This is a genomic window from Mucilaginibacter ginsenosidivorans (genome assembly GCF_007971025.1).
GTDB classification, from domain to species: domain Bacteria; phylum Bacteroidota; class Bacteroidia; order Sphingobacteriales; family Sphingobacteriaceae; genus Mucilaginibacter; species Mucilaginibacter ginsenosidivorans.
In genome coordinates this window covers 1,138,004-1,163,096 of sequence record NZ_CP042436.1, presented here as the reverse complement: position 1 = coordinate 1,163,096, position 25,093 = coordinate 1,138,004, and the positions used below count along the sequence as shown (strand labels likewise).

Genomic DNA, 25,093 nt, shown 5'->3' with positions numbered 1-25,093 from the left:
ATAGCAGCTTTATAATGTGTGGCCTAACCGGGTTTGTTGATTTTAATAATGACAGTGACGAAGCCACCCTCGCTGCGATGACCCGGTGCCTTGCCAGCCGGGGTCCCGACGGTCAGGGCGTGTTCCTTCAGCAGCTTGACAATTGCCTGGTTGGGCTGGGGCACAGGCGCCTTTCGGTGATCGACCTGAGCGCATTGGCCAATCAGCCGATGGAGTACGACGGTCTTCATATCGTATTTAATGGTGAGATATACAACTATAATGAAATAAGAGATCAGCTGATCGCTCTCGGGCATACTTTCAAAACCCACTCCGACACGGAGGTTATCCTGCATGCCTGGCGTGAATGGGGTGAGGACAGTATTGCCCAATGGCGCGGTATGTTTGCCATTGTTTTGTATGACAACAAGACAAACGAACTGGTATGCATAAGGGATCGGGCCGGCGTAAAGCCTTTGTTTTATTATTTTCATAATGGTCTCTTCTTATTTGGGTCCGAATTGAAGTCATTGCTGAAGCATCCCGGGTTTGAGAAAACGATCGATCGGGATGCAGTCGCTTCCTACCTGGCTTACGGATATGTTTCGTGGCCGAACTGTATCTATAAATGCAGTAAAAAATTATCTCCGGGGCATATTCTTCGCTTCGATCTTCAATCAAAATCTATCAAAACCAGGGCTTACTGGAGTGTTTACGACTGCTATAACCAACCCAAGCTCTCCATACCCTTACCGGAAGCCATCGAAGAAACTGAGCGGATACTTTCAGCATCGTTCCAATACCGGATGGTGGCCGATGTACCGGTGGGGGTTTTCCTGAGCGGTGGTTATGACAGCACTTGTGTTACTGCGCTGTTGCAAAAGGAAAGTACGGCACGATTGAAAACATTTACCATAGGCAGCATTGATGACCAGATTGATGAAGCGCCATTTGCCAAACAGGTTGCTTTGCGGCTGGGAACGGATCATACCGAATATTACTGTTCGGCAAAGGAGGCTTTGGATATTATTCCCGACTTACCCTATTACTACGACGAACCCTTTGCCGACAGCAGCGCCATACCGACCATCCTGGTGAGCAGGATGGCCAGGAAACAGGTTACCGTTGCTCTTTCGGCCGATGCTGGTGACGAGATATTTGCCGGGTATAACAGGTACGATTATGTGTCGAGATATGGTGAAAAGATCGCCAGGATACCAGGGCCTTTTCGGAAGACATTGTCCTACGTAATGGATCGCGTTTCTTCCGAACACATTCCCTATTTCAGCAGTTCGTATAATTTTCACGGACGATACCACAAGCTCAAAAATATTTTGCGGGACCCTTCACCCGGTGAGCTGCTTAAAAATCTGACCCAGGTATTCACCGAACAGGAGATAGCACAACTGTTCAGTCAACCGGTAAAGCAATTGGATACGGCACACAATGCCGGGAAACTTATCGAAGGTTATGACGACCTGTCGTATATGATGGCTGTGGACTACCAGACCTACATGGTTGATGATATCCTGCAGAAAGTGGACCGGGCCACTATGAGTATTGGCCTTGAGGGACGCGAGCCATTTTTGGATCAGCATATTATCGAATGGGCAGCAAAATTGCCAACTGACTACAAGTATCATCAAAAACAAAAAAAGTATATCCTTAAGCAGATCGTCCATAAATATGTCCCGAAGGAGCTAATGGACAGGCCCAAAATGGGTTTTGCTATTCCCGTAGAAAAATGGCTGGCGGGAGAATTAAGGCCGCTGGCTGAAGCTTTTATTAACGAGGAAAGTTTAAAGGAGCATGGGTTGTTTAATACCGGCGTAGTACTCGATCTTTTAAAAAAATTCTATTCAGGGAATAAGGAGAAGCATTTACAGGTGTGGTACCTGCTGATGTTTCAGATGTGGTATGCTCGTTGGATGAGAAGTAATTAATTACGATAAGATGGGCGATAATAAAAACGTTTTATACCTTTCGTATGATGGTATGACCGACTCGCTGGGGCAGTCGCAGGTTATTCCGTACCTCGCGGGGCTGACAAAAAACGGTTTTTCTTTTACCATACTAAGCTTTGAAAAGAAGGATAGATACAAAAAAAGCGGCAGCGATATAAGGACCATTCTGGATGCAGCATGCATCACCTGGCATCCGTTGATCTATACCAAATCGCCTCCTGTACTATCTACCGTGTATGATTACACCAGGATGAAACAAACGGCTGCTTCGCTTCATCGCAAAGCAGGGTTCGATCTTATTCACTGCCGCAGCTATATCCCTGCCCTTGTGGGTATGGCTTTAAACAGCAAATACCGGATACCATTTATTTTTGATATGCGCGGTTTCTGGGCCGACGAGCGTGTTGATGGCGGATTGTGGAACCTTAAAAACCCGGTGTTCAAGTTCATATACCGTTATTTCAAAAAAAAGGAACTTAAATTTTTAAACCGTTCGGCGGCGATCGTGAGCCTTACTGTTGCCGGTAAAAACGAGATACTGAACTGGAAAGGTGTTGAAATAAATGCCGGTAAAATATCGGTCATTCCCTGCTGCGTGGACACAGGGCTCTTCGATATAAATAAAATACGGCCCGGCGAAAAAGAACCTGTGATGCGATCGCTTAACCTGGCGCCCAACGACCTGGTCCTCGGCTACCTTGGAAGTATCGGCACCTGGTATTTGCTGGACGAAATGCTTCTTTTTTTTTCGTTGTTAAAAAAGCGAGCCCCGTCCGCAAAATTTTTGTTCGTAACACACGACGATCCTGAGGATATTATCCATAAAGCACGCCGGCATCAAATAGATAGCAGAGATATTATAATTATGAAAGCCGAACGGCGCGACGTGCCGCTGATGATCAGCTTATTTAACTATGGGATATTCTTCATAAAGCCATCGTATAGTAAAACAGCAAGCAGCCCTACCAAACAGGGTGAGATAATGGCTATGGGCGTGCCGGTAATTTGTAACGACGGTATAGGCGATAGCAGCAGGATAGTTGAACAATATCATTCCGGTCTTGTTGTTGATCTGCATAACTACGACAAAGCTATATCGAAGATGACTGCGGGTATGCAATACGACAGGGCGTCGATCAGGGCGGGCGCACTGGATTATTTCTCTTTGGATGAAGGGGTAAAAAAATACATGGATATCTATATCAATGTCACGAAATGAAGGGATTTGAGATGGACGCAATACCTTTTATAACCGAACCTGTTAACACTACCCAGGTTGATGGCTTGCCTGTATATAACTTTGGTATCGCTCATTCAACCAATATCGATGCTGCTACCGTGGAGTCTTTTGGCCTGGAATGGAAAAAATTTAACCATTTCACGGACCGTGAGATAAATCAAATAGCTTCCAGTCATTATTTTGATATTGTTAAGGCTGAATGGACCGAAAACAAACGAGTGCTTGACGTCGGCTGCGGAACGGGCAGATGGACTAGGTTTGTTGCTGATCGTGCCTTAACAGTTGATGCCGTGGACCCGAGTGATGCTGTTAACATTGCGTCGAAGTTCCTCGCTGATCACGGCAATGTCAGGCTGTCGCGCGCCACTGTCGATAAACTTCCATTCGCCGACTACAGTTTCGACTTTATTTTTAGTCTTGGAGTTTTGCATCACATTCCAGATACACAGTTGGCAATGGACCAATGTGTACGCAAACTGAAGCCGGGGGGGTATTTTCTTGTCTATCTTTATTACCGGTTTGATAATAAGGGGGGGTGTTCAAGTTGATCTTCCACCTTTCAAATGCTGCAAGGAAATTCATATCGGGATTACGGGAGCCGGTAAAAAATATTTTATGCGATATTATAGCAGTAACCGTGTATGTACCCCTGATATTTGTTGGATGGTGTTTTAAAAAGATCGGGTTGGATAGAATTGCCCGGCAAATGCCTCTGCATTTTTACATAGGCAAAACCTTTAATGTCATCCGGAACGATGCACGTGACAGGTTTGGAACCCCCCTGGAGCAGCGCTTTACAAAAAATGAGATCAGGTTGATGATGGAAGATTCCGGATTGACCGATATAATATTTTCAGATAAAGAACCTTATTGGCATGCCGTCGGAAAAAAGAAATAAAAGAATTTTAGTGCTATGCCCCTATCCCATAGGATGTGCACCCGGCCAACGGCTCAAATTTGAGCAGTATTATGAAAACTGGCGCGCAAACGGCTTTGAGGTGGAGGTTTCTCCTTTTATGTCTGACGAGATGCAAAAGATAGTGTACAAAAAGGGCTATTTATTTGCAAAGATCGCGGGAACCATCGGTGGGTATTTTCGCAGATACAGGGATCTTTTCAGGGCTGGCAGGTATGATATCATTTATGTGTTTCTTTGGATCACACCATTTGGCCCTCCAATAACCGAATGGCTGGTACGGGCGCTGTCAAAAAAGATGATCTACGACATAGACGACCTGGTTTATATGGGCCGTACGAGCCGTTACAACAAGTTTATCAAGTTTTTGAAATCGGCTTCAAAAATAAATTTCTTAATTAAGCGGAGCGATCATGTTTTGGTTAGTACCGATGAATTGCGGTCATATTCGGGTAAGTTTAACAAGAATTTGAGCATGATACCGGCTACCATTGATGTTAAAAAATATCCTTATCCCGCTACACATATGTCCGGCACCGTAGTCATCGGTTGGAGCGGGAGCCAAACCACAAGTAAATACTTGCATTTGATAGATTCGGTCCTGAAATATCTTGCAGCCAACCATAATATTAAAATTATGGTAATGGGCGATGATGATTTTGAACTGGATGGGGTAGATATTGAACTTTTGCACTGGACAGCCGACAGCGAAATAACTAACCTGCAGAAATTCGACATCGGCCTGCATCCTTTACCGGACGAGCAATGGGCATACGGTAAAAGCGGCGGTAAATTGGTACAGTACATGGCGGCGGGCATACCTATTGTCGCAACGGCTTTGGGCCCGAATTTCAAAGTGATAAGGGATGGATATAACGGGTTCCTGGTGACGGGGGAACAGGAGTGGATAGATCGCCTTGTTGTTTTGATCACAGATCATGAATTAAGGAAAAAGATGGGCGAGAATTCGCGCAGGTTTGCCGAGGAAAATAGTTCGGTTGAAGCGAATGCCGGGAAGTATCTCGCCGTGTTCGATAAGTTATGACACCGGTTGAGCTTCAGCAGCTACCTCGTTACCTTCGGCAGCAGCCGGTGCAGCAGCAGGTCGGTCCTTAAACAGTAACACCAGCACAAACAACATAAAAAAGGGGATGCCTGGGATGCGGTAACGGGAAAGTGAGCCAAAATTATAGGTGGACACGCCTACGACAAAGGAAAAAGCCAGCACAAAAAGCAGGCACATGATCAGGGTTGGATCGGTAATGATATTTTTGACTGTTTTAAATATATTCCTGCTTACCAATAGGTATAAGGTCAATAATAACATCCCAAGCGATTCAAATGAATTGAAAAATTCCATCACGCTTCGCGACTCCCACACATATGGCCTGAACAGCGTTACATTCACAGCCGGCCAGAATTTGCTCAGGATACTGCCTAACGTAGGGTCAAAATCGCCCAGGTCGTATGCCGAGCCATCAGATAGCAGCGAGACATGTAATAAATAATCTTTCTGCCTTTTTATAGTTTCCAGGGTGGTTTGCACGGCTTCAGCAGAAACACGATGCGATACGCGCCGCACTATAAAAAACAGGCTTACAGTTATTATGAACATTACTATGTAATAAGGCAACCGGTTCTCATAGTAATTAGACAGTTGTTTTCGATAAACCAGCAGGGTTTTAAGAAAAACGAGCGGTAGCAAAAGAATCAGTATATAAGCCTTTATAAGTATTAACAGCATAACAGAAACCGACAAGAGCAAAACCAGTGATATTTTAAACTCCCGCCTTTCAAATAGCACGTATATGCAATACACCAGGCAACCGATAGCAAAAAGACAGAAACTATCTTTGAACAATCCTGAACCCCAGATAATGGGTCCCGGCATAAATAATACAGCAATGGCTACATACCTGATCAAGTTTGGATATTGCCGCGCATATTGCACAAAGAATAGCCAGCTGCCTATAAAAGATAGCGAAGCGACTATGACATTTATGACAAGATATTTTGTGAAACAAAACATCCCGATCAGCGCACCGATGCACGAAGTGGTGTAAGCCGGAATATCATCATACCAGTACATATCCGACAGGGCCTTTGACGCTACCAGGTCATTGCTGTCGGCCCGGTGTGTGATCAGTGAAAACCATGCGTGGGGCGATCGCATAAAGGTGGAATTGATGATCTGCGAGTGGTAAAAAAAGTTAAAGGTGTCGCCGCCACTGTAATAATAATTATATATTAGTCCTATGGATATTGCTCCGGCAATTTTTACTGTGAGTGCGGGTATGAAATAGCTTTGATAAGGATGGCCCTTGGGGTAATACTTTTTTCGGTAGAAATAGGCTATTTTATAGATAAGCCAAAGGTAGACCGGCAACAGCAAATAATCGGTTAAAGTAATTTCCGCCATGTTTGTTCTAAAAGCTCTTGTTCGTTGTCATTGCCGCACCTGCCAGGGGCAAATACCCTTTATAACTTATTTGCCAACTGCGCATTTTTTTCAAAAAAAGAATTTTCTACTGATTTACGAAGAAAAAATTATTAATTGAAACAAATAAGTAATTTTAATTATTAATATTGTATTCGCGTGCTGCATTTAACCAATATGCTGTTATTTCGATTATTTTTAACCAATAGATTAAACGCACGAATACCTAATACCCTGTTATCTATTTAAACTTTTATTACAATGCCCCGCATCCTGCGCATCCTTAACCGTCTGAATATTGGGGGACCGACCTATAACGTGGCGTACCTGTCGAGGTACCTCGACCCGTCCTTTCAAACGATGGTACTTGCTGGGAACAAGGAACCGTATGAAGGAAATTCGGACTATATTTTGAAAGACCTTGGGGTGGCTTTTGATTATGTTCCCGGCATGAACAGGAGTATCAATTTTCGAAAGGATATGCGGGCGTACAGGTATATCTACAATATGATCAGGACTGAAAAACCTGATATTGTACATACCCACGCAGCAAAGGCAGGTGTGCTGGGCCGGCTGGCAGCTTACCGGAGTTCAGGGAGGCCAAGGGCCATTGTGCATACCTATCATGGAAATGTTTTTGACGGGTATTTTTCGCCCATCAAAACAAAAATATTCTTAAGTGTTGAACGCTACCTGTGCAGTGTAAGCAGTGCCATCGTCGCCATAAGCGAAAAGCAAAAAGACGACCTGGTAAATAAATACAAAATTGCACCCGCGCACAAAGTACACGTTATAAAATTGGGTTTCGACCTGCGGCGATTTACTGAACAGCAAGAAGAAAAAAGGGCAGCTTTCAGGCAGTTTTACCGGATTGGGGAAGATGAGGTTGTGATAGTTATAACCGGCCGTCTTACGGCCATCAAAAACCATTCGCTGCTTATCGGGTCGCTCAGTTTAATAAGGCAGCAGGCACCGGAGCTGAAATTAAAAGTATTTGTCGTAGGCGACGGCGAATTGCTTGACACGATCATATCGGAGAGCCGGGATAGCGGGTTTAGTGTTTGCGTACCCGGTGACGACAACTATGATGCGGAAATCATTTTTACATCGTGGCGCAAGGATATTGATGTAATTAATGCCGGTGCCGACATTGTGGCGCTCACTTCCTTAAATGAGGGTACACCGGTAAGTATCATTGAAGCGCAGGCATCCGCAACGGCGGTGATATGTACCGATGTGGGAGGCGTAAAGGACGTGGTAAAAGATGGCCATAACGGGCTTTTAACTGACGGTACCCGGGACGTGTTCGCTGGAAAGTTAAAACAGCTTATCACCGATGCCGAATTAAGAAATGAACTGGCACTAAATGGAAAAAAAACGGCATTGGAGAATTACTCTTATACCCGTTTGGTGGCCGAAACGGAAAATTTATACCGCTATTTATTGAGCTAAACGAGTAATAAAGACCTGGTTACGATTATGAAAAGAATATTGATCACCGGCGGTGCCGGCAATGTTGGCAGCACACTTGCAGGCAGCCTTGTTCAAAACAGGGATTATCATGTTGTCGTGGCAGATAACTTGCTTACAGGGTCGGTACATAATCTGCCGGTGGGTTATGATAACTTTTCCTTTATTAAATGCGATGTCAATAATTACCACGACATTTCAGCCGTAATGCTTGGTTTCAGGTTTGATTACGTGTTTCACTATGCCGCGCTGGTCGGCGTAAAAAGAACCCTGAACAACCCGATGAAGGTTTTGGAAGACATTGAGGGTATAAAGAACATACTGAATCTTTCAAAAAATACTGGCGTTAAACGCGTATTCTACTCGTCATCTTCCGAGGTATATGGTGAACCGGTTGAATTTCCGCAGAATGAAGATACCACGCCTTTGAACTCGCGCCTGCCTTATGCCATTGTTAAAAATGTGGGCGAAGCGTTTTTCAGGTCTTATCAAAAGGAATTTGGCCTTGATTTTACCTTATTCAGGTTTTTTAATACCTATGGACCTAAACAAAGCACCGATTTCGTGGTGACAAAATTTATCGACCTCGCATTGAAAAACCAGGACATCCCGATCTATGGCGACGGCCATCAAACCCGCACTTTCCTGTATATTGATGACAATGTTGATGCAACAATCAAAATTTTTGAGCATGGATTGAGTTTAAATGAAGTTGTCAATATCGGTAATGCGCAAGAGATCAGGATAGTGGACCTTGCCCGGAAGATAATTGACATAACGGGGTCCTCATCCTCGGTTATCCATCTCGAACCGCTGAAAGAAGGTGACATGACCCGCCGCCAGCCAGATAATTCCAAAATGCTTCATATACTTAACCGCCACCTTGTGAGTATCGACGAAGGAATAGAAAGGATATTGAACATAAAGTATAAGTTGGACAATAAGATGACCGTATGATCCCCCCTTTCCTGAAACCGATCATTGCAGGCCTGACAGCTCTTATTTCCTGTTTGGCTATTACACCATTTGTTATCAGATTGGCAAACAGTAAAGGGTGGGTAGTAAAACCCAGGAGCGACCGCTGGCACCAAAAGCCGACAGCCTTAATGGGCGGTATCGCTATTTTTTCGGCCTATAGCATTGCTCTTTTCAGTTTGAGCGCCGCGCATATCAACTGGATGCTTTACTGCGCGTCATCTATCATGTTCTTGACTGGTCTCATTGATGACATTTGGGAAATAAAGCCCGTCATAAAAATAGTAGTACAGATATTTTGCTCATTTATACTTATCTACTACGGATTTAATTTTGGAGGTGGATTGTTAAGCTGGGCCGGCATCCCGCTGACTTTTATATGGGTTATGGGGATAACCAACGCTGTTAATTTGTTGGATAACATGGATGGGCTTGCGGCGGGTATTTCGGCCATTGTTGCATTAATAACAGGGATATTGACCTATCTGAATGGCGAGACCGACTTGGCGATACCGGGTTTTGCCATAGCCGGGGCAGCTATAGGGTTCCTGTTTTATAACTTTAAACCGGCCCGTATTTTTATGGGCGATTCGGGAAGCCTTTTCCTGGGGTTTTCGCTTTCCTATTTAAGTATCGCGGTACAATATAAAATGGGGTCCTCCTCGGCAGTTTGGGTTTTATTCATACCTATTAGCCTAATGGCCATTCCCATTATGGATACTACATTGGTAACGATCAAGCGAATTTTGGCCGGGCGAAGGATAGATCAGGGTGGCCGCGACCATACTTCGCACCGGCTGGTAGCCCTGGGTCTGAGCGAAAAACAGGCTGTGCTGACACTTTATGGCATCAGTATGCTTTGGGGGGTGCTCTGCCTGCTTATGTATAAAACCCAGGTCAATAACCTGCTTTTATGTATCCTGCTGGTGGCGGTTAGCTCGGTTATCTTCTCCGTACTACTGTCTAAGGTGAAAGTTTATAATGAAACGGAGGAAACACTGACATATCGGCGGCTAAGAGGCAAGGACGCGGGCAGCAACTTAGTATTGCGCTTTTTTCTGTCGCAAAAAAAGTTGATCGTCGGTGTTATTACCGATATCCTTATCATCTACGCTTCTTTCCTTGTAGCAAAAAACACCCTGCATATTAATGTGAAGGATGATGACATTATACTGGCGACATTTATTTGTGTTAAGATATCGGTATTGTATATCACCAGGCTTTACTACCGTATATGGCGATATATGGAAGTGATAGAAGTGGCGGCCTACTTTATGTTCATTTTTTTAGCCAGCGCAGCGTTGGCAGGGATACTTTACGTCAAAGGAAAGTTTGGTATTTATTCGCCTTATTTTTTTATGGTCGATTTCCTGCTGAGTGCAACAGGGATAGTTTTTTCGCGGCTATTCTACAGGTGGGTCAATGAACTGATCAGCAGGAACAGGAGCGCAAAGAAAAAAGTTATCATCTATGGCGCCGGTGATGGTGGATATCTGCTGATAAAAGAGTTGCTGCAAAATCACAAACACGAGCTTAGACCCGTTGGTTGGATAGACGATGACGAGACCAAGCACAATATGTACCTGTATGGCTACAAAATTTATGGAGGTAAAAGTCACCTTGCCAATATCTGTGAAAAATTAAAACCTGATCTTATACTGATCTCGACCAACGCCATTAGCGTGAAAGATGAATTGGAGATAAAGGAATTGTTGGAGGAACAAAATATCGACCTCGGCAGGTTTAATATGCAGCTTTCGTTCAGTTAGTTATTACCACCTGCTTTCGAGGTATTCGTTCAGGATGTCAAGATCCTTATCGACAGGCACGGTTAACGAGCGTATTGCTTTCCACGTCTCAACGTTAGATTTCCAGATGTGCTGATTGCGTACGGACCGATCGAAGTTTTTAGGTATTTCGCCCTGTCCCATCATCATCACATCAAAGCCAACCAACCCGAATATCACGTCTTTTATCGACGAATTGATCATCCTGACCAGGCTTTTGTTGGCACAGCTCAGCAGGCCAACCTCATGATAGAGGTCTATCATATCCTGTATACCGCTGACATCGGTAAGTGCGCGGCAATCTTTCCAGAAAGGAGTATCAAATTTTTTATTGAACTTGTAGTGTATCGCCAGGAAGTCCCTTAAATAATCCCAATTATCATTGATATCGGTATTTATCTTTTTCCGGAGAGCAGGAGATCTTTTTAACTCACTAAAATTATTGACCAGCCTTTTTGCTTCGGTAATGATCATGTGAATGCCAGTCGATTCAAGTGGCTCGACAAAAGCGAACGAATTCCCTATGGCAAATACGTTTCCGATGCAAATTTCGCGGTGCCGGCCTGTTTTGAAACGAACGATCCCCGGATTGCGTATTTCCGGGTTCTTCCGGAGAAATTCATCGGTAGCCTCGCCAATGGAACAGTAACCGGAAGAAAACACATAACCCCGGTGATCCTCGCCGCGCATCGGTATGTTCCAGCACCATCCGTGATCCATTGATTCTGCATAGGTGTAGGTTTTGATCTTTTTAACACCAGGTATATTACCTACGATAGCGGTGTCGCAAAACAAGCTTTTGTCATAGGATACATATTCAGACTTTAAGGTCTTTCCGAGCAGAAGCGAACTGAACCCGGTACAGTCAACATAAAAATCATAAACATGGCGCCGGCCGGTTTCCCCTATTACTGCAGCCAGTTCATCGGAATCAACCTTCCTTTCGGCATCCACTATCAGATCATCGATGTGAATAATGCCTTTTTCCTGCGCCTTTATTTTCAAATAATTGATAAATGAAACATTATCAAGATGAAGGGCATAAAACAGGTCGTCGGAAAGCGTTGAATATTGTTGCAAGCCGCGGCCATCATTAGCAGCAACGACAAAGGAAGACTCCTGGTCCATTAATGTAGCAGTGAGCGAGCTGTTGTTGATATCGCCATCGGCAACATACGAACTTTTTACATCCGGCCATCCGAAAGGGTAATTGAAGTAATAGTCGCCGGGTAAACCCCAAAAGAATTTTATCCCGAGTTTCCAGGTAGGTTTAACTTTTTCATAAAATTCGTGCGCCGAAAATTTCAGCACGCCAAACAGGAATGATCTGATCTCCGGTGTGGTCGCTTCACCAACCCCGATCACCGGTATTTTAGATGATTCTATCAGAGTCACCTGCATCTTGGGGTATTTTTCTTTAAAGAGTAGGGCCGTAAGATACCCGGCCGTTCCGCCGCCGATAATGGCAACATTCTTATACTCATCTTCAGGACCTTCAGGAGGGGGAGCATTAAAAAATCCATTTTTTATCTGGGATACCGAATGCAGGAACTTGCCCACCAATACCTTATAGTCAGCTAAACTTTCGTGCGGCACACCGTCCGCCCCGTTGTCAAAAATGGGATAGATGTACTTCGATTCATAGGTCGCCTGATCTTTTTGATGGAGCCTAAACAAGCGCACCCCATCAACAAAATTCAGCCTTTGCGCAGGCTTATCGTTGTAAAGAATTTTTAATTCGTTTAACAGGCCGGCAAAGGCTGTATAAAATATATCGGGATTGTCCCGGACATCGTTTGCTGATACCGTGGATGTGATCTGGCTTTTTAATTCAAGCTTATCGGCCGGGTGGCCATATTCCTGCTGAAGTATTAAAATTGCGGAATCGGCACCGGCGCTTTTCCCCGGAAAGTGAGTTGGGCCGGTTACCAGGCTGTTATTCCACGACGAAACGGTTATAGACTTCTTTTTTTTATTTCTGAAAAAAGCGCAGATATCGATTATTTCGCCTAAAGTATTGCCCTCAAGTATATTGATGTAGAAGTCTGCTTCGCTTCCATTTTTAACGGCCTGGTAGTCGAGCCCTGTACAGCTTACCCATTCGATATAATTTAGCTGCACGAGCAAAAAATTATACAACACCGAACCGGTTTGCCTGGCGGTGAGGATGATCTTCATCGGTGAAGCAGTTTTACTCATGCTTTGGATCGTCGATTTTTAGGTAACCTGCCTCTATTAGTTTCTGCACAAGCTGAAGTTTGCCGCCAGGGGTTGCCAGCCCTTTTATTTGCTTGGCCGTAAACGGCCCGAACTGCAAAAAAATATCTTTTTCTATAAAGGGGGGTATAGTAAGCTTTTGCCCTCCGAAATAAATGTTGAATTTTCCATCTTCCGTTTTAAACAGGCATGTAAAGCCTGTCCTGCGCGATACCTGCGTGTCCCCGTTAAGGTCTTCAATCCGTAACGAGTCGGTAAGTTTACCGCGAAAATCAATTGCCTGTTCTTTGACAAAATGGTCACCCTGTTTTTCCAGTAATTGCTCAGGACTTATTTTTTCGATCAGTTCGTTTAGCTTTTCCTTGAATGCGGCCAGGTACGCGTTCTGTTCGTTTTCGCTTTGAAACCCGTTGGGTATTGTCAACCTGAAAAACCTTTCTTTTTCATAAGCGATGCGGGCCAATTCTTCAACCATGTGATATCCATACACGGGTTTGAGCGAAAAATTGACATGAATGGTTGATACGCCGGATGACATAGCCTCGTGCGTGGTGCCACGTGGGATATAGAGGAAATCGCCTGAGTTGATCTCGAATTTTGAAACTAATCGTGGCTTATGGCTAAATGCGCGGTACTTTACAGGTAAATCTTCGCCTGTATCATATATCATCCAAGTCTTTGGTCCTTTTATCTGCATCAAAAAAATATCATGCGGGTCGTAGTGCATTGCGAAGCCCTGCGAGTTGGGCGGAGTGATGTAGATATTAGATTGTAACCTGAATTTCAATTCCTGCTCCAATGCCCTGCAGGCTTTCGACAAACGGCTTATCGACCTGTCGGCGGAATTTATGATAATGGTCGCTCCCTCATTGAAATGACCGATCAGCTTTCCCGGGTCAACTACGGTTTTTATGGTGCCATCTATCAGTGTATCCGACCTGGTCCAGTTTGCAGGCGGTATGCTGTTGCCCTTGTTCATGACCTTGATGCCCTCGGGGACCAAATTTTGCTGGCTTAGAAAATCATCAATGTCAGCTATAGATACCAAGTTGTCAAAATAACCGGGGTTTTCGTGACGATTATGAACGAAGGCCTTCTCCCAGTTGTCTTTGAAAAACTCTTGTATTGTGAGCGGTGCAACCAGGTATGAAAAATCGATAGTTTTCATCAATGCTCTGATATCTTTTCGTTCAAACTTGTTTTTTAAGATCATCCAACACAACACTGCACTGTTGGTACACCAACTTTACATTCCGGCCAAAATGCAGGTACTTAACCGGCACTTTTAGCGACAACCGCCCAAGTATCTCAAATTCTGCCTTCTGCTGGTCGGGCGTCAGCACGTAGCCGGCAAAAGTATTGCTGTGCAATTGAACCAGGCGTTCAGCCGAGGTTGGCGTCACAAAAGGAGCCCCGTCTGTTTCTTCAGTTTCTCCTAACAGGTAAATAGCGCCAAGTTTTAACGGAGTGTTATGAAAACTACCCGCCAGGTCGGAATATTTGCTGTCGCGATGTGAATATACCGAATCAAACGCATAAGTGTTTTCGGGGTAAAAAACTTCCAGCGGCTGAGGCCGCAAACGTACTTTGGCATAACCTGGTTGAACGACAAAGTTACCGTTCGCCTCATTTATTACAGCAATATCATCGGCCATAACTTTATAGCCCAATCTTGAAAATGCCGTTGCTGTGGTCGATTTCCCGCTTTTCTTTTTCCCGGTAAAGATGACAGCCTGCCCATCAATATTTATTACCGATCCATGAAGACATAGTATGCCCCTTAACCGTAATATACAACCTAATATGGAACCTACGAATAACGAATTCATGTTAGACACAGGCTCTGTATCGCTATGAATTATCCAAACATTTTTTTTATCCGGGTCCATCAAGACTGATAGGTCGCCATGTGCAGTAATAAAAGTTAATTTTAAATACGTTCCCGAATTGGACTCAGCAGAAAAAAAAAGTATGCGCTGTTTGGCGCTGAGCTGCCGGGTTATCACCCGTTGCCAAATTAATCCTGCATTGGGTATCGCTGCCCGTTCAGAGGCCCAGGTAACTGAAAGATCTACCAAAGAAGGTTTAACCAGTTCGTTAAGTAATTCTATTTTACGTGAACTGCTGACCGACAGTCCGTAGATATTATAAAAATGAGTCATAGTTACAGTCGGTAATCCGGGAACCGGCGTAAAAAGTGTATCAGGTAAATACCCTCGGGCACTGCGTCCCGGGCCATTTTGTCAGTGATGCTGCTATATTTATCCGTCCATAGCTTTAATTGTTCCACGTCAACTATCTGTCTGACCGGATCATTCAAATTAATGTCATCTAAAAATGATCTTACCTGTGGCAGTTGGGCATTATATCTCGTCCTGTAATCGGGCGAAAAAGGGCCTTTAGTGGTTCGCCATTGTATCTCGGGCGGAAGCATCCCGTTAAGACCCGATCTTACCAAATACCGTTTATAACCGTTTTTTACTTTCAGGTCAGGCGGTACGGCAAGGCAAAATTCCAACAAAGTTTTATCCAGTAGCGGGTTCCGTAACTCAACATCCCCCAGGTCCGCTTTGCCATGGGCCTTCGTTTGTACCATCCTGATCATCTTTGACTGATTGACCCTGTGGCTGGATGAAACGCCGCCAGAATTTACATTAAATAATTCAGCGTTCACGCGGCCCCATTTATCCATAAGCATTTGCACAACGCCTGGTTGCAGGCAATGCGTCCTTACCTTGTCTAAATGCCTTTTTCTGATCATTTTTGCGATCCGTTCCGGAAACATAGGTTTCAAAACATCGGTGTAAGCGGTTTGCCAGAATTGCTCACCGTTCATTTTTTTGCGGCACTTCAATTCGTGCAATAATATGGACCATTGCATCTTCCTGAAAAACTCGGCGTAGCAGCCAGTGCCATGATAGGATATCCCCATTTCTCCCCCGCCTCCCCCGAGCAAAGCCCTCGACCCATGTTGACCCGCCGCTAATGCAAATGACTTGTGCAGGTAATGGCTCGCGATAAGAGTTGGGGCATAAATAGTTGTCTGCAGCTCTTCCAGGTCGCTAAAAAAACCTTTTCCTTCGGCAGTTATGTAATTGATATTTACGTTGGGAAGTCTTTTGAACTGATCGATATAATAGCGTTCGTCGATCAATCCAGGATCGGCCCCAGCCGGCAATACGCCCGAAAAAACCTGTAGCTCGCGGTTTTGGGTCTCCAATACCCTGGCCGCCACACTCACTATGGCCGAGGAGTCGAGCCCGCCGCTTAACAATGCAGTAACAGGAAACCGGCTCCGCACGCGATCACTAACAGCTTTAAACAATATTTCCCGGAAAGCTTCAGCAAATGCAGCCTCATCCTTAAACGATAGTATTTTGTTTGTATCTGGTGTCCAGTATACCTTCTTTTTAAAGCCATTCCGATCGACGGATATCGTCGTTGCCGCCTGGACCGGGAAAATGTTTTTGAACCAGCTTTCACCCCAAAATAAATGTTTTGCATGCGGACTGATCATGGTCATCAGCTTATTTTCGTTAACTATCTGCGGGACATCATTGAGCGCGAGAATTGGGTTAGGGGTCGTAGCGAAAACAAATTTCTTATTATTATAAAAGTAATGCAGGCTGCGTGATGCGAGGTGATCGGTACAGCCAATGAGCCTCTTTAGATTGCCGTCCCATAAAACAAAAGCGAAATCGCCCAGCAGGTTTTCGCACAAAGCCTCTCCCCACTTTCTGTAAGCTAAAATGATGATGGCAGCATCGTTACGTTCCTTATATTCTTTGGGATCGATATCTAATTTATTATAGAGCTCTGAACGGTTATCGAGCCGCACATCCCCGACAATGGTTATATTATTAACCTGATCGTAAAATGGCAGGATTTCATAAAAAGATTCAGGTGTGTTGAAAACGGTCTTTTGCCCTAAAGCTATTCCTTCGGCATTCCAAAGTGAATCGGCATCAGACGAAACATAATCTAATGACTCCAGCATGATTTTGGTATCAGAACTGCAATCGGTCTCATCCAGGCAGTATACACCAAAAAATATCGTCATCGGTTATATCCCAAAATTATCGCTTAAAATTAATACCGGTTAAATAAGACCGCGTGGCCCGGCCGTGCGGTAACAATGTATCTAATTATGCAGCAATATTTTCAGGAAGTGCAATCGGGCCAAATGGTCTCTCCATCGGCGCCACGCCCCGGACGCAGTTGAACCAATTCGGCTAAACCACCAAATCGTTGAATTTTTGGCGTTTGGTACACTTTTTTTTGATTGCTATCTCCGCTGTTGGCCGGCATAGCTTCAGTTGGATTATTGTTCTCCATAACGGCTTAATTATTTGTTAAATGTAAATTTACTTAATAATTTACTTATTATAAAACAGGCTTATCAAATGTTTTAAACTTACCTATTGCACTGTCATCGGCGCTTAGCAGGTATCCTTTATGCTCAAGCCAGGCATGCGATTTAAGCTTATTCTCCGGCACGGTTAATATACCAAATTTCAGATCAGTTTTTACACCTTTTCTGCGGAGTGTGAGCCAAAAAGCCAGCGATGAGGACAGGCAGTTGGTAGCCGGCCAGAATTTATGGGATAATGTGATCATAAAACGATACTTTTTAAGTTCGGCTATTTCAATATCGGTATTAATTTCACGGCCCTTTTCAAATTTCCTGAGAAAGCGAACAGTGTATTTGAAGCCCGTAAATTTTATCAATACCCTTACCAGGAACGCCAGCATCAGCGTTCTGAAGAATATCCATTTATAGGTATAGGATAAGCTTCGCGGGGGAATATTGGGCCATTTAATTTTCAATTACGATCAATTTTTCATTTCCAAGCTCGGTAAGCAAGTTGACGAAATCGGTACGTAAAGTTGTTTCATCCGTCTCATACTCTGCCAGTAATTGTAACAATGCTTTTTCCGTATCACCGTCTTCAGACAGAATTTGCCATATCCGGGCTCCTACATCATTTAACCCAAAGTATTGTTCGCTATCCATATCCAGCAATACGCATTCATTATTGATTTGCTGGAACAATACATTGTCGGATATTTTTACTTTTTTTGGTAAATTAAGATGAGTCATATTAATGCGATTTAAAGTTTAAGTTTTCTATAAATGTCATTTTGCCTGTTTACCCGTTAGCACCTTGCCCGAGTTCATGCCTATCATTATTCGTCCGTCATTTTTATATTGTGCATACTCGCCGTTAACGTCTACATAGTGCAAAAATAACTGTATCCAGTTTCTGCCCTGAAATATCTCGCGCCAATGCGGGATTTCACAACCCATATAAACAAGCATATCTCCTTTGTCCAATTTTACTTCAACGGCTCCATTTTTGCCCTCTATCCAAATAGGGTAAAGATCCTTTGCATCATACCCTATTGCAAGCGTTGCGCTATATTCGCAGGTTGGCCGGTCTGTATGTTTTTTCAAAACACCTCCGTTTTGGTATATTCTCAACACAGAATTAGTTGGGTATAGCTTCCGCCCCGACACTTTTTCCATCAGCGGCTGCAGATGAAGCAACAGGCTTTCTCCCAGCGTATCGGCATAGCGCCAGTGAGAGCAGGTTTGCTCATCATACAGGTAATAATTATTAAATCGTTGCATACGTGCGTAGTTTTCAAACACGCTGATCATATCGCGGTTAACGGCCTGCCTGACTACACAATAACCGGAATCCCGGAATTGCGAAGCCTGGTCAGAGGGCATTATGTCTATTACAGCCTTATCCATTACAATTGGTCTATGCGATACGGTTTTCTTTATTGGCGGTCAGCAGTTCATGCGCTATAGCCGAAAATTTATTTAAAGATAAGACATGTATTTTATAATACTTAATTGCTTTCGCTACAGCCATCAGCCGTGTCGAAAAAACTGGCACCTCTGCAGGCGAAAGCAAAGGAACTTCATCCGGCAAAGGATGCGTATTTTCTTTAATATATACGACGGACAAACTCACCCTGGGCTGAACATTTTTAGCCGACATTGTTCCCCAATGTATAACATCGCCTTTCCAGGATAATATACTGCCTGCAGGCACGGGCAGCGCCCGCGTACTTTGCAATAAGGTCTTAACTTCGCGGTGGCTCAAGTCTTCCATATTCAGCCATTTCTCAAGCAGCGCCTCAGAAACACGGTGCCTTGCAATAATATACATGCAGCCATTATCAATTGTTGCATCACTTAGGGGGAACCAAACCGTAAAGCGGTCTTGCCGGTCGGAAAAATCAACATGTGGGCTCCACCCTGCGCCTTTTTCCGGGTAAACATAATGGACCACCACATGCGGCATTGCCATAAAGCCTTTGCCGAGGTGCGCTGACAACAAACTGAGCATTGATGGCGTGCGGGTAACCTGCCAGAATTCGTCGTACACAAAGGCCCAAACTTCATGCCAGCCGGCTTTTCTTAGGTTTTCAACACCAAGCAACATTCTCGCGGTAACGTCTTTCCTTATGATGGGGCTCCCGGTTGAAAAATAGCCTTCCCGGCTAAGTTTTTCCAGCATCTCATCTATCCCGCCGGGGGTTAAGGGGCGCTCTTCAAAGTCATCAAATTTCAAACCGGCGCACACATTCAACTGCGGATTTAATTTGCGCCAGTAATCCTGCGAACGGGCCAGGCCAATACGCCGGTTGGTTTCTTCTTCAGAAAAACTCTCCTTTTCAAGCAATGCTTTGAATAATATCTTTCCGGCTTCTGCTTTTCCTTCTCCCATTTTTTAATATGGCTTTAAATGCGCTGCAGCAAATGTTGCAAGGTCTGGTTTCGATCTGAACCAACCCACCCCGACCGTTCTCTGGCCGGTTTCTAAAACTGTAAGCCTGTGCTGCAAGGCGGGCGCTATTTTGAAAATTATTGCATCACCAGCGTTCAGTTGCCCAAATTCCCGTATAATTTGGTCGCTGCCTGTTTCCCGTATTTGTAGCTTACCGCCGGTATAATCCCTTGTTCCTAAACCGAGCGTCATAGCCAGCAGCCTGTTATCAGAATTATCGCCATGCCATTCTATGCCATGTTGTTCGCCTTCTTCGCTTCGGTGAATACGGCCCATAAAATTCCCGATAGGCTCGCAACCGGTGATCTCCTCCACGATAGAAAAAAGGCCGGTATTGTTTATAAGCAACTGGAAAATAGTCAATAAGGGATCGTTTTGGGGAACCAAAAGCAATTTTCCAAATTTGCTGTGGTCATCCATTTCAAATTTAGTTTGAAACCGGATATTGCCTAATTTTTTCAGAAGAAAATTTAAGGCCGCCTGGGGTAAAAAGCCCGGCAAAAAAATACAATTTGTACGAACGTACTCTTCCTTATAGCTTTCAATCCTGGTATCATCTATGAAAGTACTGGTCGCTAACATATCAAACGTCTTTAATTGTGCAATAAAGGGGTATCGGACGTGAACCATCCCGCGCCAGCCGTTCTTGGGGAATTGCCGGTTACTGTTGTGACACAATGTTCCAAATGAGGGGACACTTTAAAAATATGAGTGTCGCCCCTGCCGCCACAGCTAACTTCCTTTAAATTGTCGCTGCTCCCTTTTTTTCGGATCTGGAATACCCCGCCCTCGTATTTTTCCTTGCTAAGGTTAATGCTCATCCCAATGAGCCTTGCCGGCCCGGATGTATCATCGTGCCAATCCAGAAAATGAGCTGTCCCCGGCATATTGCGATATATTCTGCCCGAAAATCCGCGAATTTCGGTACAACCGGTTATAGCCTCAATCAGGCGAAAAAGTTCGGGATTATTGAATAGAAAATTTAACTGGTGCAACACGATGCTTTTTGTTGATACCGAAAGATCCGAAGCAAATACCACATTACCTGACGCGGTATGCTGATTTTCATAAAAAGATGCGTTATCTATACGATCTATTATTTTATCAAGCAGCTGACCTTCGAGCAGCTTGGGCAGCATGGTACATTGCTTTTCGGCAAATTCGTGCTTTAATTTATCAACAATAGAATCTTCCCAACCCGTAAGGCCTTTTTTTGTGATGGTTATCATTGGTAAGTATTGAATGGCAGCAAACGGGTTATTAAATAAATCATTTAATTTAGTAAGTTTTAAAAGAAAATCCGAAACTTTATCAGTAAATCTACTGACCAGCTTTTCAAACCATGACCTTAAAAGAAATCACGGTTATTTTCATATTTTCCTTTTGGCTACTTGCCAACACCTGCTACGCTGTTTTTATTAAAAAAATGGCCTGCTTTACTTTTTATATTGACCTATTCAGGTGGACATCGGCCTTCCAGCTTTTTTCCCGCAATAACCCGGGAGAATATAAATTATATTATCGCGACAGGCTTTCTGATCAATCTGTAACCGAACGGAAAAATATCTCACTGACGCAGCGCTGGAAGATCTATCAAGCTGTCCGGTTCCCTCCATACGCTGTTTCCGAAAGTTTTAAATCCATTATCGGCGATTTTGCAGCCATTGCAGAAACGCAACAAGATAAAACAAAATTGAAAAAGATAAGCGAAAGATTTAATTATAATGCAATATTGTGCTTTATAATGCAAATGCCTTCAGCAGGTTATAAGGCCGTCCGACAATTCAACATAGACGATCACGAAGGCATAGTAATATTTACTCGCTATTTTCATAAAGGATGAACTTGGAGATTACGGCGACCGCGGTTTTGGAGTGGGCAGGCTGTTTATCGGCAATGTTATATGGCTAAGGCTTGGATTTTTTTGGGTTTGGATAGCAACTTGCCCTGCATATATATTTATAACGCAATGAATATTCAGGAAGAAGGATTAAATTTCGTTTTTATACAGGGAATAATGCCACGCAGCGGAACGCATTACCTGATGCATCTGCTTTGCCTTCACCAAAAATGCCGCAGAAGTGTACTGGTAGAGGATGGGCTATTAGCGAGGTCGTCGTTACTGATGAAATATATAGAGCGCAGCAACAGGCAATGGGTGGTAGATGCCGACCTGCCCGAAGATATGGAAGCTGAGCAACTGTTAGCAGAAGGATTGGGAGAAGGGTTAAGGATATTTCTGAAGCGTCTTACACAGCAAGCTTTAGATCAAAAAAAAATACCTGTTACCGAAACCTGCGATATGGATTACCGGTACATGGTTACTAAAACCCCTAATGTAAGTAATCTTAAAAATTTCTTTAGGCTTTTCCCGGATGAAAAACTCATTATACTGATAAGGGATGGAAGGAGCCTTGTAGAATCTATTAATTTGTCTTTCAAATATAACAGGGAAGCGGCAACACGCGATTGGGCAAATGCTGCCCGGGATATTTTTGAAATTCAAAAGCAATGGACGGTGGAAGGGAAGCAATTCCTTGTGATAAAATATGAAGAGCTTTACGCAAACACTGAAAATGAGATGAGAAAAATTCTGTCCTTTCTTGATCTGGATACAGCACGTTACGATTTCGAAAAGGCATTGAATTCGCCGGTAATTGGCTCTTCTGTATTTAAGCGCGGCGCCGGGCCGGTGCATTGGGAGCCTGTAGATAAAACGGCTGAATTTAACCCGCTGCAGCGAAGCGCAAAATGGAATCGTAAACAGCATGAACGATTTAACTGGCTGGCCGGAAAAGAGCTGATCATGTGGGGGTATGATCCCATAAAACCTGGGAGAATTAAATTCCTGTGGGTGCTGACGAATTACTTTTACGATTGGGGTTATGCCTTAAAGATATGGTTTTGGAGATTCATCAGGTTGAATCAGTTTATTGGCAGAAAATTGAAGGCTTATTTAAAAAATGATGGCGTTAAAACCTGAAACCTTACTTAAACAGGCCTGTGGCATTGAGACCAGAGTGGACTCGCTGCACACGATTGAAATGATAAATCTTGAACTTTGCCCCGGCAATACCATGTTTTCCGGGCGCGATTCGGAAATAAGGCTCATACATAACGAAGAACTTACAGGATGATCTTTTATATCATTTTTTTTATTGCGGTTTGCGCTGTACTGCTTTTGGTTACAGTAATGCAGAAGGAAGCCTATCCTTTTTCATATTACCCCATGTATTCGTCTATGCATAAGTTAAACGAAATTGGCGTGTACCGTATCGCGTTTAAAAAGCCGGACGGAAGTATGACATGGTGGATATCTGAGTTTTATCGTTACCCCGAATACGTTGGGAGAAAGCTGAAACAGCTGCACGCTATCGACAGTGGGTGGGCGGAAAAGGACGTTTTATTACGGCTTGAGCAAACAAGGCTTTTAATTTTAGTTTTGAGGATCGCTAAAGAAGAAGGGGTGCCGGTGGGCAATTACACCACTCTTTGTATAGTTGAAAGGAAGATGACAAAAGACCTTAAGCCTGAGGATGAGGTAATTGAAACAATCCCGTTAGATAATTTAAGAGATGGATTTTCCTGATCTGTTTAATAGCGCCCACGGTCCCAATGAAACCGGCATGTTCGCCAAACTTTTTTGCGCGGCATTGGCCATACAATTACTGTTCAGCTTTCGCCAACAGTATCGCTATTTCAAAACAGAACCCTGGAAAATATATGGCAGGACACAACAATTGCTCGGTTTTATACCTTTACCTGCGTTAAATCAATACCAATTTTTAGGCTCCGGCTTATGTATGATGATAAGCCTGGTATTGGTATGCATAGGGTTTTATCCGCACATATTTATTTTTATAGCGCTTGTTAACTACTTTTTGTATTTCAGCCAGATCATTTCGCTAGCATATGTCCAACGCAAAACCAATCTTTTGCCAATTGTTTTGCTCATACTGCTATTATCACCCTCATTGGATAAATCGTTGGCAGCACCATCAACAGGTTGGGAATTGCTCCTGGTTAAAATAGCGTTAGTGCAGGTTTATTTTTCCGCGGGCTTGCAAAAACTGACAAGGTCGGGCCTAAGGTGGGTAAACGGTAAAAGCCTGCAGGCCTATTTAATGGAAAATTATCTTTGGTCCGATAAGAAGAGTGCGTTAGTTTTAGCTGGCAGACCCGCGGCCTGCATGGCATTAAGCTTCCTTACCCTTGTTTTTGAGCTTACTTTCTGGTTGGTTGTCTTCTTCCCGTCGGTTGCTTTTTTTTATGTGGCGTTTGCCATACTATTTCATACAGGTACGTTAATAACCATGCGCATAAATTACCTGAAATACATGGGGCCGGCATACCTGGTTTTCTTTACCGATATGATATTTCGCTTAAAAATAATCCCGGGGACGTAATGAGAAACGGTACAGATCAAGCGGTTTTAAGCGAACTTATTGCGAACACCGGATTTCTTCCGGTATCGGTCGATCCGGTGAAACGTACCATTGCCTGGCTTGATTTCGGCCGGTATCATTTTTACGAGGGTTTTTTTCACAGGTCAGCTGATGTATTCTCAGCGTTAAAAAAAGGTGACATCAAAACACTTCTGACGGGTATTGACACGCTCGAGGAAGATGCATTGGTGGCTGAAAGTATTTACCCGACAGGTTTTATATTCCACGCAGGTCGTTCAGGATCTACAATGCTTTCGAAAGTATTGGCACGTTCGCGCGAAAATCATGTTATTAGCGAAGCCGGGCCGACGAATAGCATATGGCCCCTTTTTGCCGAAAATGGACATTTGCCCATACAAGAGACTGAGAACAACAAAAAGATGTACAGAAATCTTTTACTTGTGATGAGCAGGCAGAGAAGCAAAACGCATAAGCACTATTTTATAAAATTCACTTCTTTCAACATTCTTTTTTTTGACTTTATACATGCGGTGTTCCCTGATGTGCCGGCAATATTCTTGAATCGGGACAGCGAGGATATATTAAAATCGTTCGGCAAAAAGCTCCCGGGTTGGCTTGCGACAGGCGACACCGGATTTTTGAATATAACGGCACAAAGCGCTCACACTGATAAAAAAGAAATAGTGGAAAGTTTCCTTACGACCGCAAAAAAATACCCCGTTGATGTATTAAAATCAATTGATTACAAGGATCTTAATCCTGATTTATTGCCATCGATATTGCATTATTTCAAAGCTGATGCCAGCGCCAAACAATTATTGCTTATGCAAACACAGTTTTTATTTGATTCGAAAGTAGAATTTAACAGGAAAAGCTTTGATGAAAATGATACGTGACAG

The 25,093-nt window shown here is 43.7% G+C and carries 26 protein-coding genes; 14 read left to right on the top strand and 12 right to left on the bottom strand.

Features of this window, described 5'->3' with window-relative positions; all coding sequences use genetic code 11:
* Positions 1-14 precede the first annotated feature (14 nt).
* Genes asnB through FRZ54_RS05320 form a run of 5 tightly spaced genes read left to right on the top strand, consistent with a single transcriptional unit; the run spans position 15 to position 5,144 of the window.
* Positions 15-1,922, top strand: a complete 1,908-nt coding sequence (gene asnB / locus FRZ54_RS05340; RefSeq protein ID WP_147030614.1) for an asparagine synthase (glutamine-hydrolyzing) — start codon at positions 15-17, stop codon at positions 1,920-1,922.
* A gap of 10 nt (positions 1,923-1,932) precedes the next feature.
* Entirely contained in the window at positions 1,933-3,162 is a 1,230-nt protein-coding gene (locus FRZ54_RS05335; RefSeq protein WP_147030613.1) for a glycosyltransferase, read from the top strand.
* A gap of 11 nt (positions 3,163-3,173) precedes the next feature.
* Positions 3,174-3,731 (top strand): class I SAM-dependent methyltransferase, encoded by a 558-nt coding sequence (locus tag FRZ54_RS05330; protein WP_187359754.1) that lies wholly within the window; start codon positions 3,174-3,176, stop codon positions 3,729-3,731.
* Entirely contained in the window at positions 3,719-4,081 is a 363-nt protein-coding gene (locus tag FRZ54_RS05325; protein ID WP_147030611.1) for a hypothetical protein, read from the top strand. Before FRZ54_RS05330 ends, FRZ54_RS05325 begins: the two co-directional genes overlap by 13 nt.
* The gene (locus tag FRZ54_RS05320; protein WP_147030610.1) at positions 4,059-5,144 is read left to right on the top strand and encodes a glycosyltransferase; all 1,086 of its coding nucleotides are present in this window, start codon (positions 4,059-4,061) and stop codon (positions 5,142-5,144) included. The genes FRZ54_RS05325 and FRZ54_RS05320 overlap by 23 nt, the downstream gene beginning before the upstream one ends.
* On the opposite strand, the gene FRZ54_RS05315 is transcribed toward FRZ54_RS05320, so the two are convergent.
* A complete protein-coding gene (locus FRZ54_RS05315; RefSeq protein WP_147030609.1) occupies positions 5,139-6,518 on the bottom strand; it encodes a hypothetical protein in 1,380 nt (459 codons plus the stop codon). The genes FRZ54_RS05320 and FRZ54_RS05315 overlap by 6 nt on opposite strands.
* Before the next feature lie 279 nt (positions 6,519-6,797).
* Between FRZ54_RS05315 and FRZ54_RS05310 the strand changes: the two genes are divergently transcribed.
* The 3 genes from FRZ54_RS05310 to FRZ54_RS05300 are packed head-to-tail and all read left to right on the top strand — an operon-like array spanning position 6,798 to position 10,750.
* Entirely contained in the window at positions 6,798-7,988 is a 1,191-nt protein-coding gene (locus tag FRZ54_RS05310; protein ID WP_147030608.1) for a glycosyltransferase, read from the top strand.
* 27 nt (positions 7,989-8,015) lie between these two features.
* The gene (locus tag FRZ54_RS05305) at positions 8,016-8,963 is read left to right on the top strand and encodes an NAD-dependent epimerase/dehydratase family protein (RefSeq protein ID WP_147030607.1); all 948 of its coding nucleotides are present in this window, start codon (positions 8,016-8,018) and stop codon (positions 8,961-8,963) included.
* Complete coding sequence (locus FRZ54_RS05300; RefSeq protein WP_147030606.1) at positions 8,960-10,750, top strand: hypothetical protein; 1,791 nt, start codon at positions 8,960-8,962, stop codon at positions 10,748-10,750. The genes FRZ54_RS05305 and FRZ54_RS05300 overlap by 4 nt, the downstream gene beginning before the upstream one ends.
* 3 nt (positions 10,751-10,753) lie before the next feature.
* Here FRZ54_RS05300 and FRZ54_RS05295 read toward each other — a convergent pair whose 3' ends face one another.
* The 11 genes from FRZ54_RS05295 to FRZ54_RS05250 all read right to left on the bottom strand — a co-directional run bounded on the left by FRZ54_RS05295 (position 10,754) and on the right by FRZ54_RS05250 (position 21,017).
* Complete coding sequence (locus FRZ54_RS05295) at positions 10,754-12,967, bottom strand: tryptophan halogenase family protein (RefSeq protein WP_147030605.1); 2,214 nt, start codon at positions 12,965-12,967, stop codon at positions 10,754-10,756.
* Positions 12,960-14,153, bottom strand: a complete 1,194-nt coding sequence (locus tag FRZ54_RS05290; protein WP_187359753.1) for a cupin domain-containing protein — start codon at positions 14,151-14,153, stop codon at positions 12,960-12,962. Before FRZ54_RS05290 ends, FRZ54_RS05295 begins: the two co-directional genes overlap by 8 nt.
* 22 nt (positions 14,154-14,175) lie before the next feature.
* Positions 14,176-15,147: a phosphoenolpyruvate carboxykinase (ATP) gene (locus FRZ54_RS05285; protein ID WP_147030603.1), complete on the bottom strand. Its 972-nt coding sequence runs from the start codon at positions 15,145-15,147 to the stop codon at positions 14,176-14,178.
* A gap of 2 nt (positions 15,148-15,149) precedes the next feature.
* Positions 15,150-17,045, bottom strand: a complete 1,896-nt coding sequence (locus FRZ54_RS05280; RefSeq protein ID WP_147030602.1) for an asparagine synthase-related protein — start codon at positions 17,043-17,045, stop codon at positions 15,150-15,152.
* Between the two features lie 101 nt (positions 17,046-17,146).
* Positions 17,147-17,320, bottom strand: a complete 174-nt coding sequence (locus tag FRZ54_RS24365) for a hypothetical protein (RefSeq protein WP_187359752.1) — start codon at positions 17,318-17,320, stop codon at positions 17,147-17,149.
* A 48-nt stretch (positions 17,321-17,368) separates the two neighbouring features.
* Complete coding sequence (locus FRZ54_RS05275; RefSeq protein ID WP_147030601.1) at positions 17,369-17,812, bottom strand: lasso peptide biosynthesis B2 protein; 444 nt, start codon at positions 17,810-17,812, stop codon at positions 17,369-17,371.
* The gene (locus FRZ54_RS05270; RefSeq protein ID WP_147030600.1) at positions 17,802-18,086 is read right to left on the bottom strand and encodes a PqqD family protein; all 285 of its coding nucleotides are present in this window, start codon (positions 18,084-18,086) and stop codon (positions 17,802-17,804) included. The genes FRZ54_RS05275 and FRZ54_RS05270 overlap by 11 nt, the downstream gene beginning before the upstream one ends.
* Before the next feature lie 36 nt (positions 18,087-18,122).
* Complete coding sequence (locus tag FRZ54_RS05265) at positions 18,123-18,743, bottom strand: hypothetical protein (RefSeq protein ID WP_147030599.1); 621 nt, start codon at positions 18,741-18,743, stop codon at positions 18,123-18,125.
* A gap of 10 nt (positions 18,744-18,753) precedes the next feature.
* A complete protein-coding gene (locus FRZ54_RS05260) occupies positions 18,754-19,728 on the bottom strand; it encodes a phytanoyl-CoA dioxygenase family protein (RefSeq protein ID WP_147030598.1) in 975 nt (324 codons plus the stop codon).
* A 3-nt stretch (positions 19,729-19,731) separates the two neighbouring features.
* A complete protein-coding gene (locus tag FRZ54_RS05255) occupies positions 19,732-20,370 on the bottom strand; it encodes a 2OG-Fe(II) oxygenase (protein ID WP_187359751.1) in 639 nt (212 codons plus the stop codon).
* A gap of 11 nt (positions 20,371-20,381) precedes the next feature.
* Complete coding sequence (locus tag FRZ54_RS05250) at positions 20,382-21,017, bottom strand: 2OG-Fe(II) oxygenase (RefSeq protein WP_147030596.1); 636 nt, start codon at positions 21,015-21,017, stop codon at positions 20,382-20,384.
* Between the two features lie 113 nt (positions 21,018-21,130).
* Between FRZ54_RS05250 and FRZ54_RS05245 the strand changes: the two genes are divergently transcribed.
* From FRZ54_RS05245 to FRZ54_RS05225, 6 genes are all read left to right on the top strand, one after another.
* The gene (locus tag FRZ54_RS05245) at positions 21,131-21,631 is read left to right on the top strand and encodes a hypothetical protein (RefSeq protein WP_147030595.1); all 501 of its coding nucleotides are present in this window, start codon (positions 21,131-21,133) and stop codon (positions 21,629-21,631) included.
* A 126-nt stretch (positions 21,632-21,757) separates the two neighbouring features.
* The gene (locus FRZ54_RS05240; protein WP_187359750.1) at positions 21,758-22,771 is read left to right on the top strand and encodes a sulfotransferase family protein; all 1,014 of its coding nucleotides are present in this window, start codon (positions 21,758-21,760) and stop codon (positions 22,769-22,771) included.
* A complete protein-coding gene (locus FRZ54_RS24360; protein ID WP_187359749.1) occupies positions 22,752-22,925 on the top strand; it encodes a hypothetical protein in 174 nt (57 codons plus the stop codon). Before FRZ54_RS05240 ends, FRZ54_RS24360 begins: the two co-directional genes overlap by 20 nt.
* Entirely contained in the window at positions 22,922-23,377 is a 456-nt protein-coding gene (locus FRZ54_RS05235) for a hypothetical protein (protein WP_147030593.1), read from the top strand. The genes FRZ54_RS24360 and FRZ54_RS05235 overlap by 4 nt, the downstream gene beginning before the upstream one ends.
* Positions 23,364-24,194: a hypothetical protein gene (locus FRZ54_RS05230; protein WP_147030592.1), complete on the top strand. Its 831-nt coding sequence runs from the start codon at positions 23,364-23,366 to the stop codon at positions 24,192-24,194. The genes FRZ54_RS05235 and FRZ54_RS05230 overlap by 14 nt, the downstream gene beginning before the upstream one ends.
* A complete protein-coding gene (locus FRZ54_RS05225; protein WP_147030591.1) occupies positions 24,194-25,090 on the top strand; it encodes a sulfotransferase family protein in 897 nt (298 codons plus the stop codon). The genes FRZ54_RS05230 and FRZ54_RS05225 overlap by 1 nt, the downstream gene beginning before the upstream one ends.
* Positions 25,091-25,093: the final 3 nt, after the last annotated feature.

Bases quoted from the DNA above. Each gene is read 5' to 3' on its own strand.
- asnB (WP_147030614.1), top strand. From the start codon at position 15: ATGTGTGGCCTAACCGGGTTTGTTGATTTTAATAATGACAGTGACGAA.
- FRZ54_RS05335 (WP_147030613.1), top strand. From the start codon at position 1,933: ATGGGCGATAATAAAAACGTTTTATACCTTTCGTATGATGGTATGACC.
- FRZ54_RS05330 (WP_187359754.1), top strand. From the start codon at position 3,174: ATGGACGCAATACCTTTTATAACCGAACCTGTTAACACTACCCAGGTT.
- FRZ54_RS05320 (WP_147030610.1), top strand. From the start codon at position 4,059: ATGCCGTCGGAAAAAAGAAATAAAAGAATTTTAGTGCTATGCCCCTAT.
- FRZ54_RS05315 (WP_147030609.1), bottom strand. From the start codon at position 6,518: ATGGCGGAAATTACTTTAACCGATTATTTGCTGTTGCCGGTCTACCTT.
- FRZ54_RS05310 (WP_147030608.1), top strand. From the start codon at position 6,798: ATGCCCCGCATCCTGCGCATCCTTAACCGTCTGAATATTGGGGGACCG.
- FRZ54_RS05305 (WP_147030607.1), top strand. From the start codon at position 8,016: ATGAAAAGAATATTGATCACCGGCGGTGCCGGCAATGTTGGCAGCACA.
- FRZ54_RS05300 (WP_147030606.1), top strand. From the start codon at position 8,960: ATGATCCCCCCTTTCCTGAAACCGATCATTGCAGGCCTGACAGCTCTT.
- FRZ54_RS05295 (WP_147030605.1), bottom strand. From the start codon at position 12,967: ATGAGTAAAACTGCTTCACCGATGAAGATCATCCTCACCGCCAGGCAA.
- FRZ54_RS05290 (WP_187359753.1), bottom strand. From the start codon at position 14,153: ATGAAAACTATCGATTTTTCATACCTGGTTGCACCGCTCACAATACAA.
- FRZ54_RS05285 (WP_147030603.1), bottom strand. From the start codon at position 15,147: ATGACTCATTTTTATAATATCTACGGACTGTCGGTCAGCAGTTCACGT.
- FRZ54_RS05280 (WP_147030602.1), bottom strand. From the start codon at position 17,045: ATGACGATATTTTTTGGTGTATACTGCCTGGATGAGACCGATTGCAGT.
- FRZ54_RS24365 (WP_187359752.1), bottom strand. From the start codon at position 17,320: ATGGAGAACAATAATCCAACTGAAGCTATGCCGGCCAACAGCGGAGAT.
- FRZ54_RS05270 (WP_147030600.1), bottom strand. From the start codon at position 18,086: ATGACTCATCTTAATTTACCAAAAAAAGTAAAAATATCCGACAATGTA.
- FRZ54_RS05265 (WP_147030599.1), bottom strand. From the start codon at position 18,743: ATGGATAAGGCTGTAATAGACATAATGCCCTCTGACCAGGCTTCGCAA.
- FRZ54_RS05260 (WP_147030598.1), bottom strand. From the start codon at position 19,728: ATGGGAGAAGGAAAAGCAGAAGCCGGAAAGATATTATTCAAAGCATTG.
- FRZ54_RS05255 (WP_187359751.1), bottom strand. From the start codon at position 20,370: ATGTTAGCGACCAGTACTTTCATAGATGATACCAGGATTGAAAGCTAT.
- FRZ54_RS05250 (WP_147030596.1), bottom strand. From the start codon at position 21,017: ATGATAACCATCACAAAAAAAGGCCTTACGGGTTGGGAAGATTCTATT.
- FRZ54_RS05245 (WP_147030595.1), top strand. From the start codon at position 21,131: ATGACCTTAAAAGAAATCACGGTTATTTTCATATTTTCCTTTTGGCTA.
- FRZ54_RS05240 (WP_187359750.1), top strand. From the start codon at position 21,758: ATGAATATTCAGGAAGAAGGATTAAATTTCGTTTTTATACAGGGAATA.
- FRZ54_RS24360 (WP_187359749.1), top strand. From the start codon at position 22,752: ATGATGGCGTTAAAACCTGAAACCTTACTTAAACAGGCCTGTGGCATT.
- FRZ54_RS05235 (WP_147030593.1), top strand. From the start codon at position 22,922: ATGATCTTTTATATCATTTTTTTTATTGCGGTTTGCGCTGTACTGCTT.
- FRZ54_RS05230 (WP_147030592.1), top strand. From the start codon at position 23,364: ATGGATTTTCCTGATCTGTTTAATAGCGCCCACGGTCCCAATGAAACC.
- FRZ54_RS05225 (WP_147030591.1), top strand. From the start codon at position 24,194: ATGAGAAACGGTACAGATCAAGCGGTTTTAAGCGAACTTATTGCGAAC.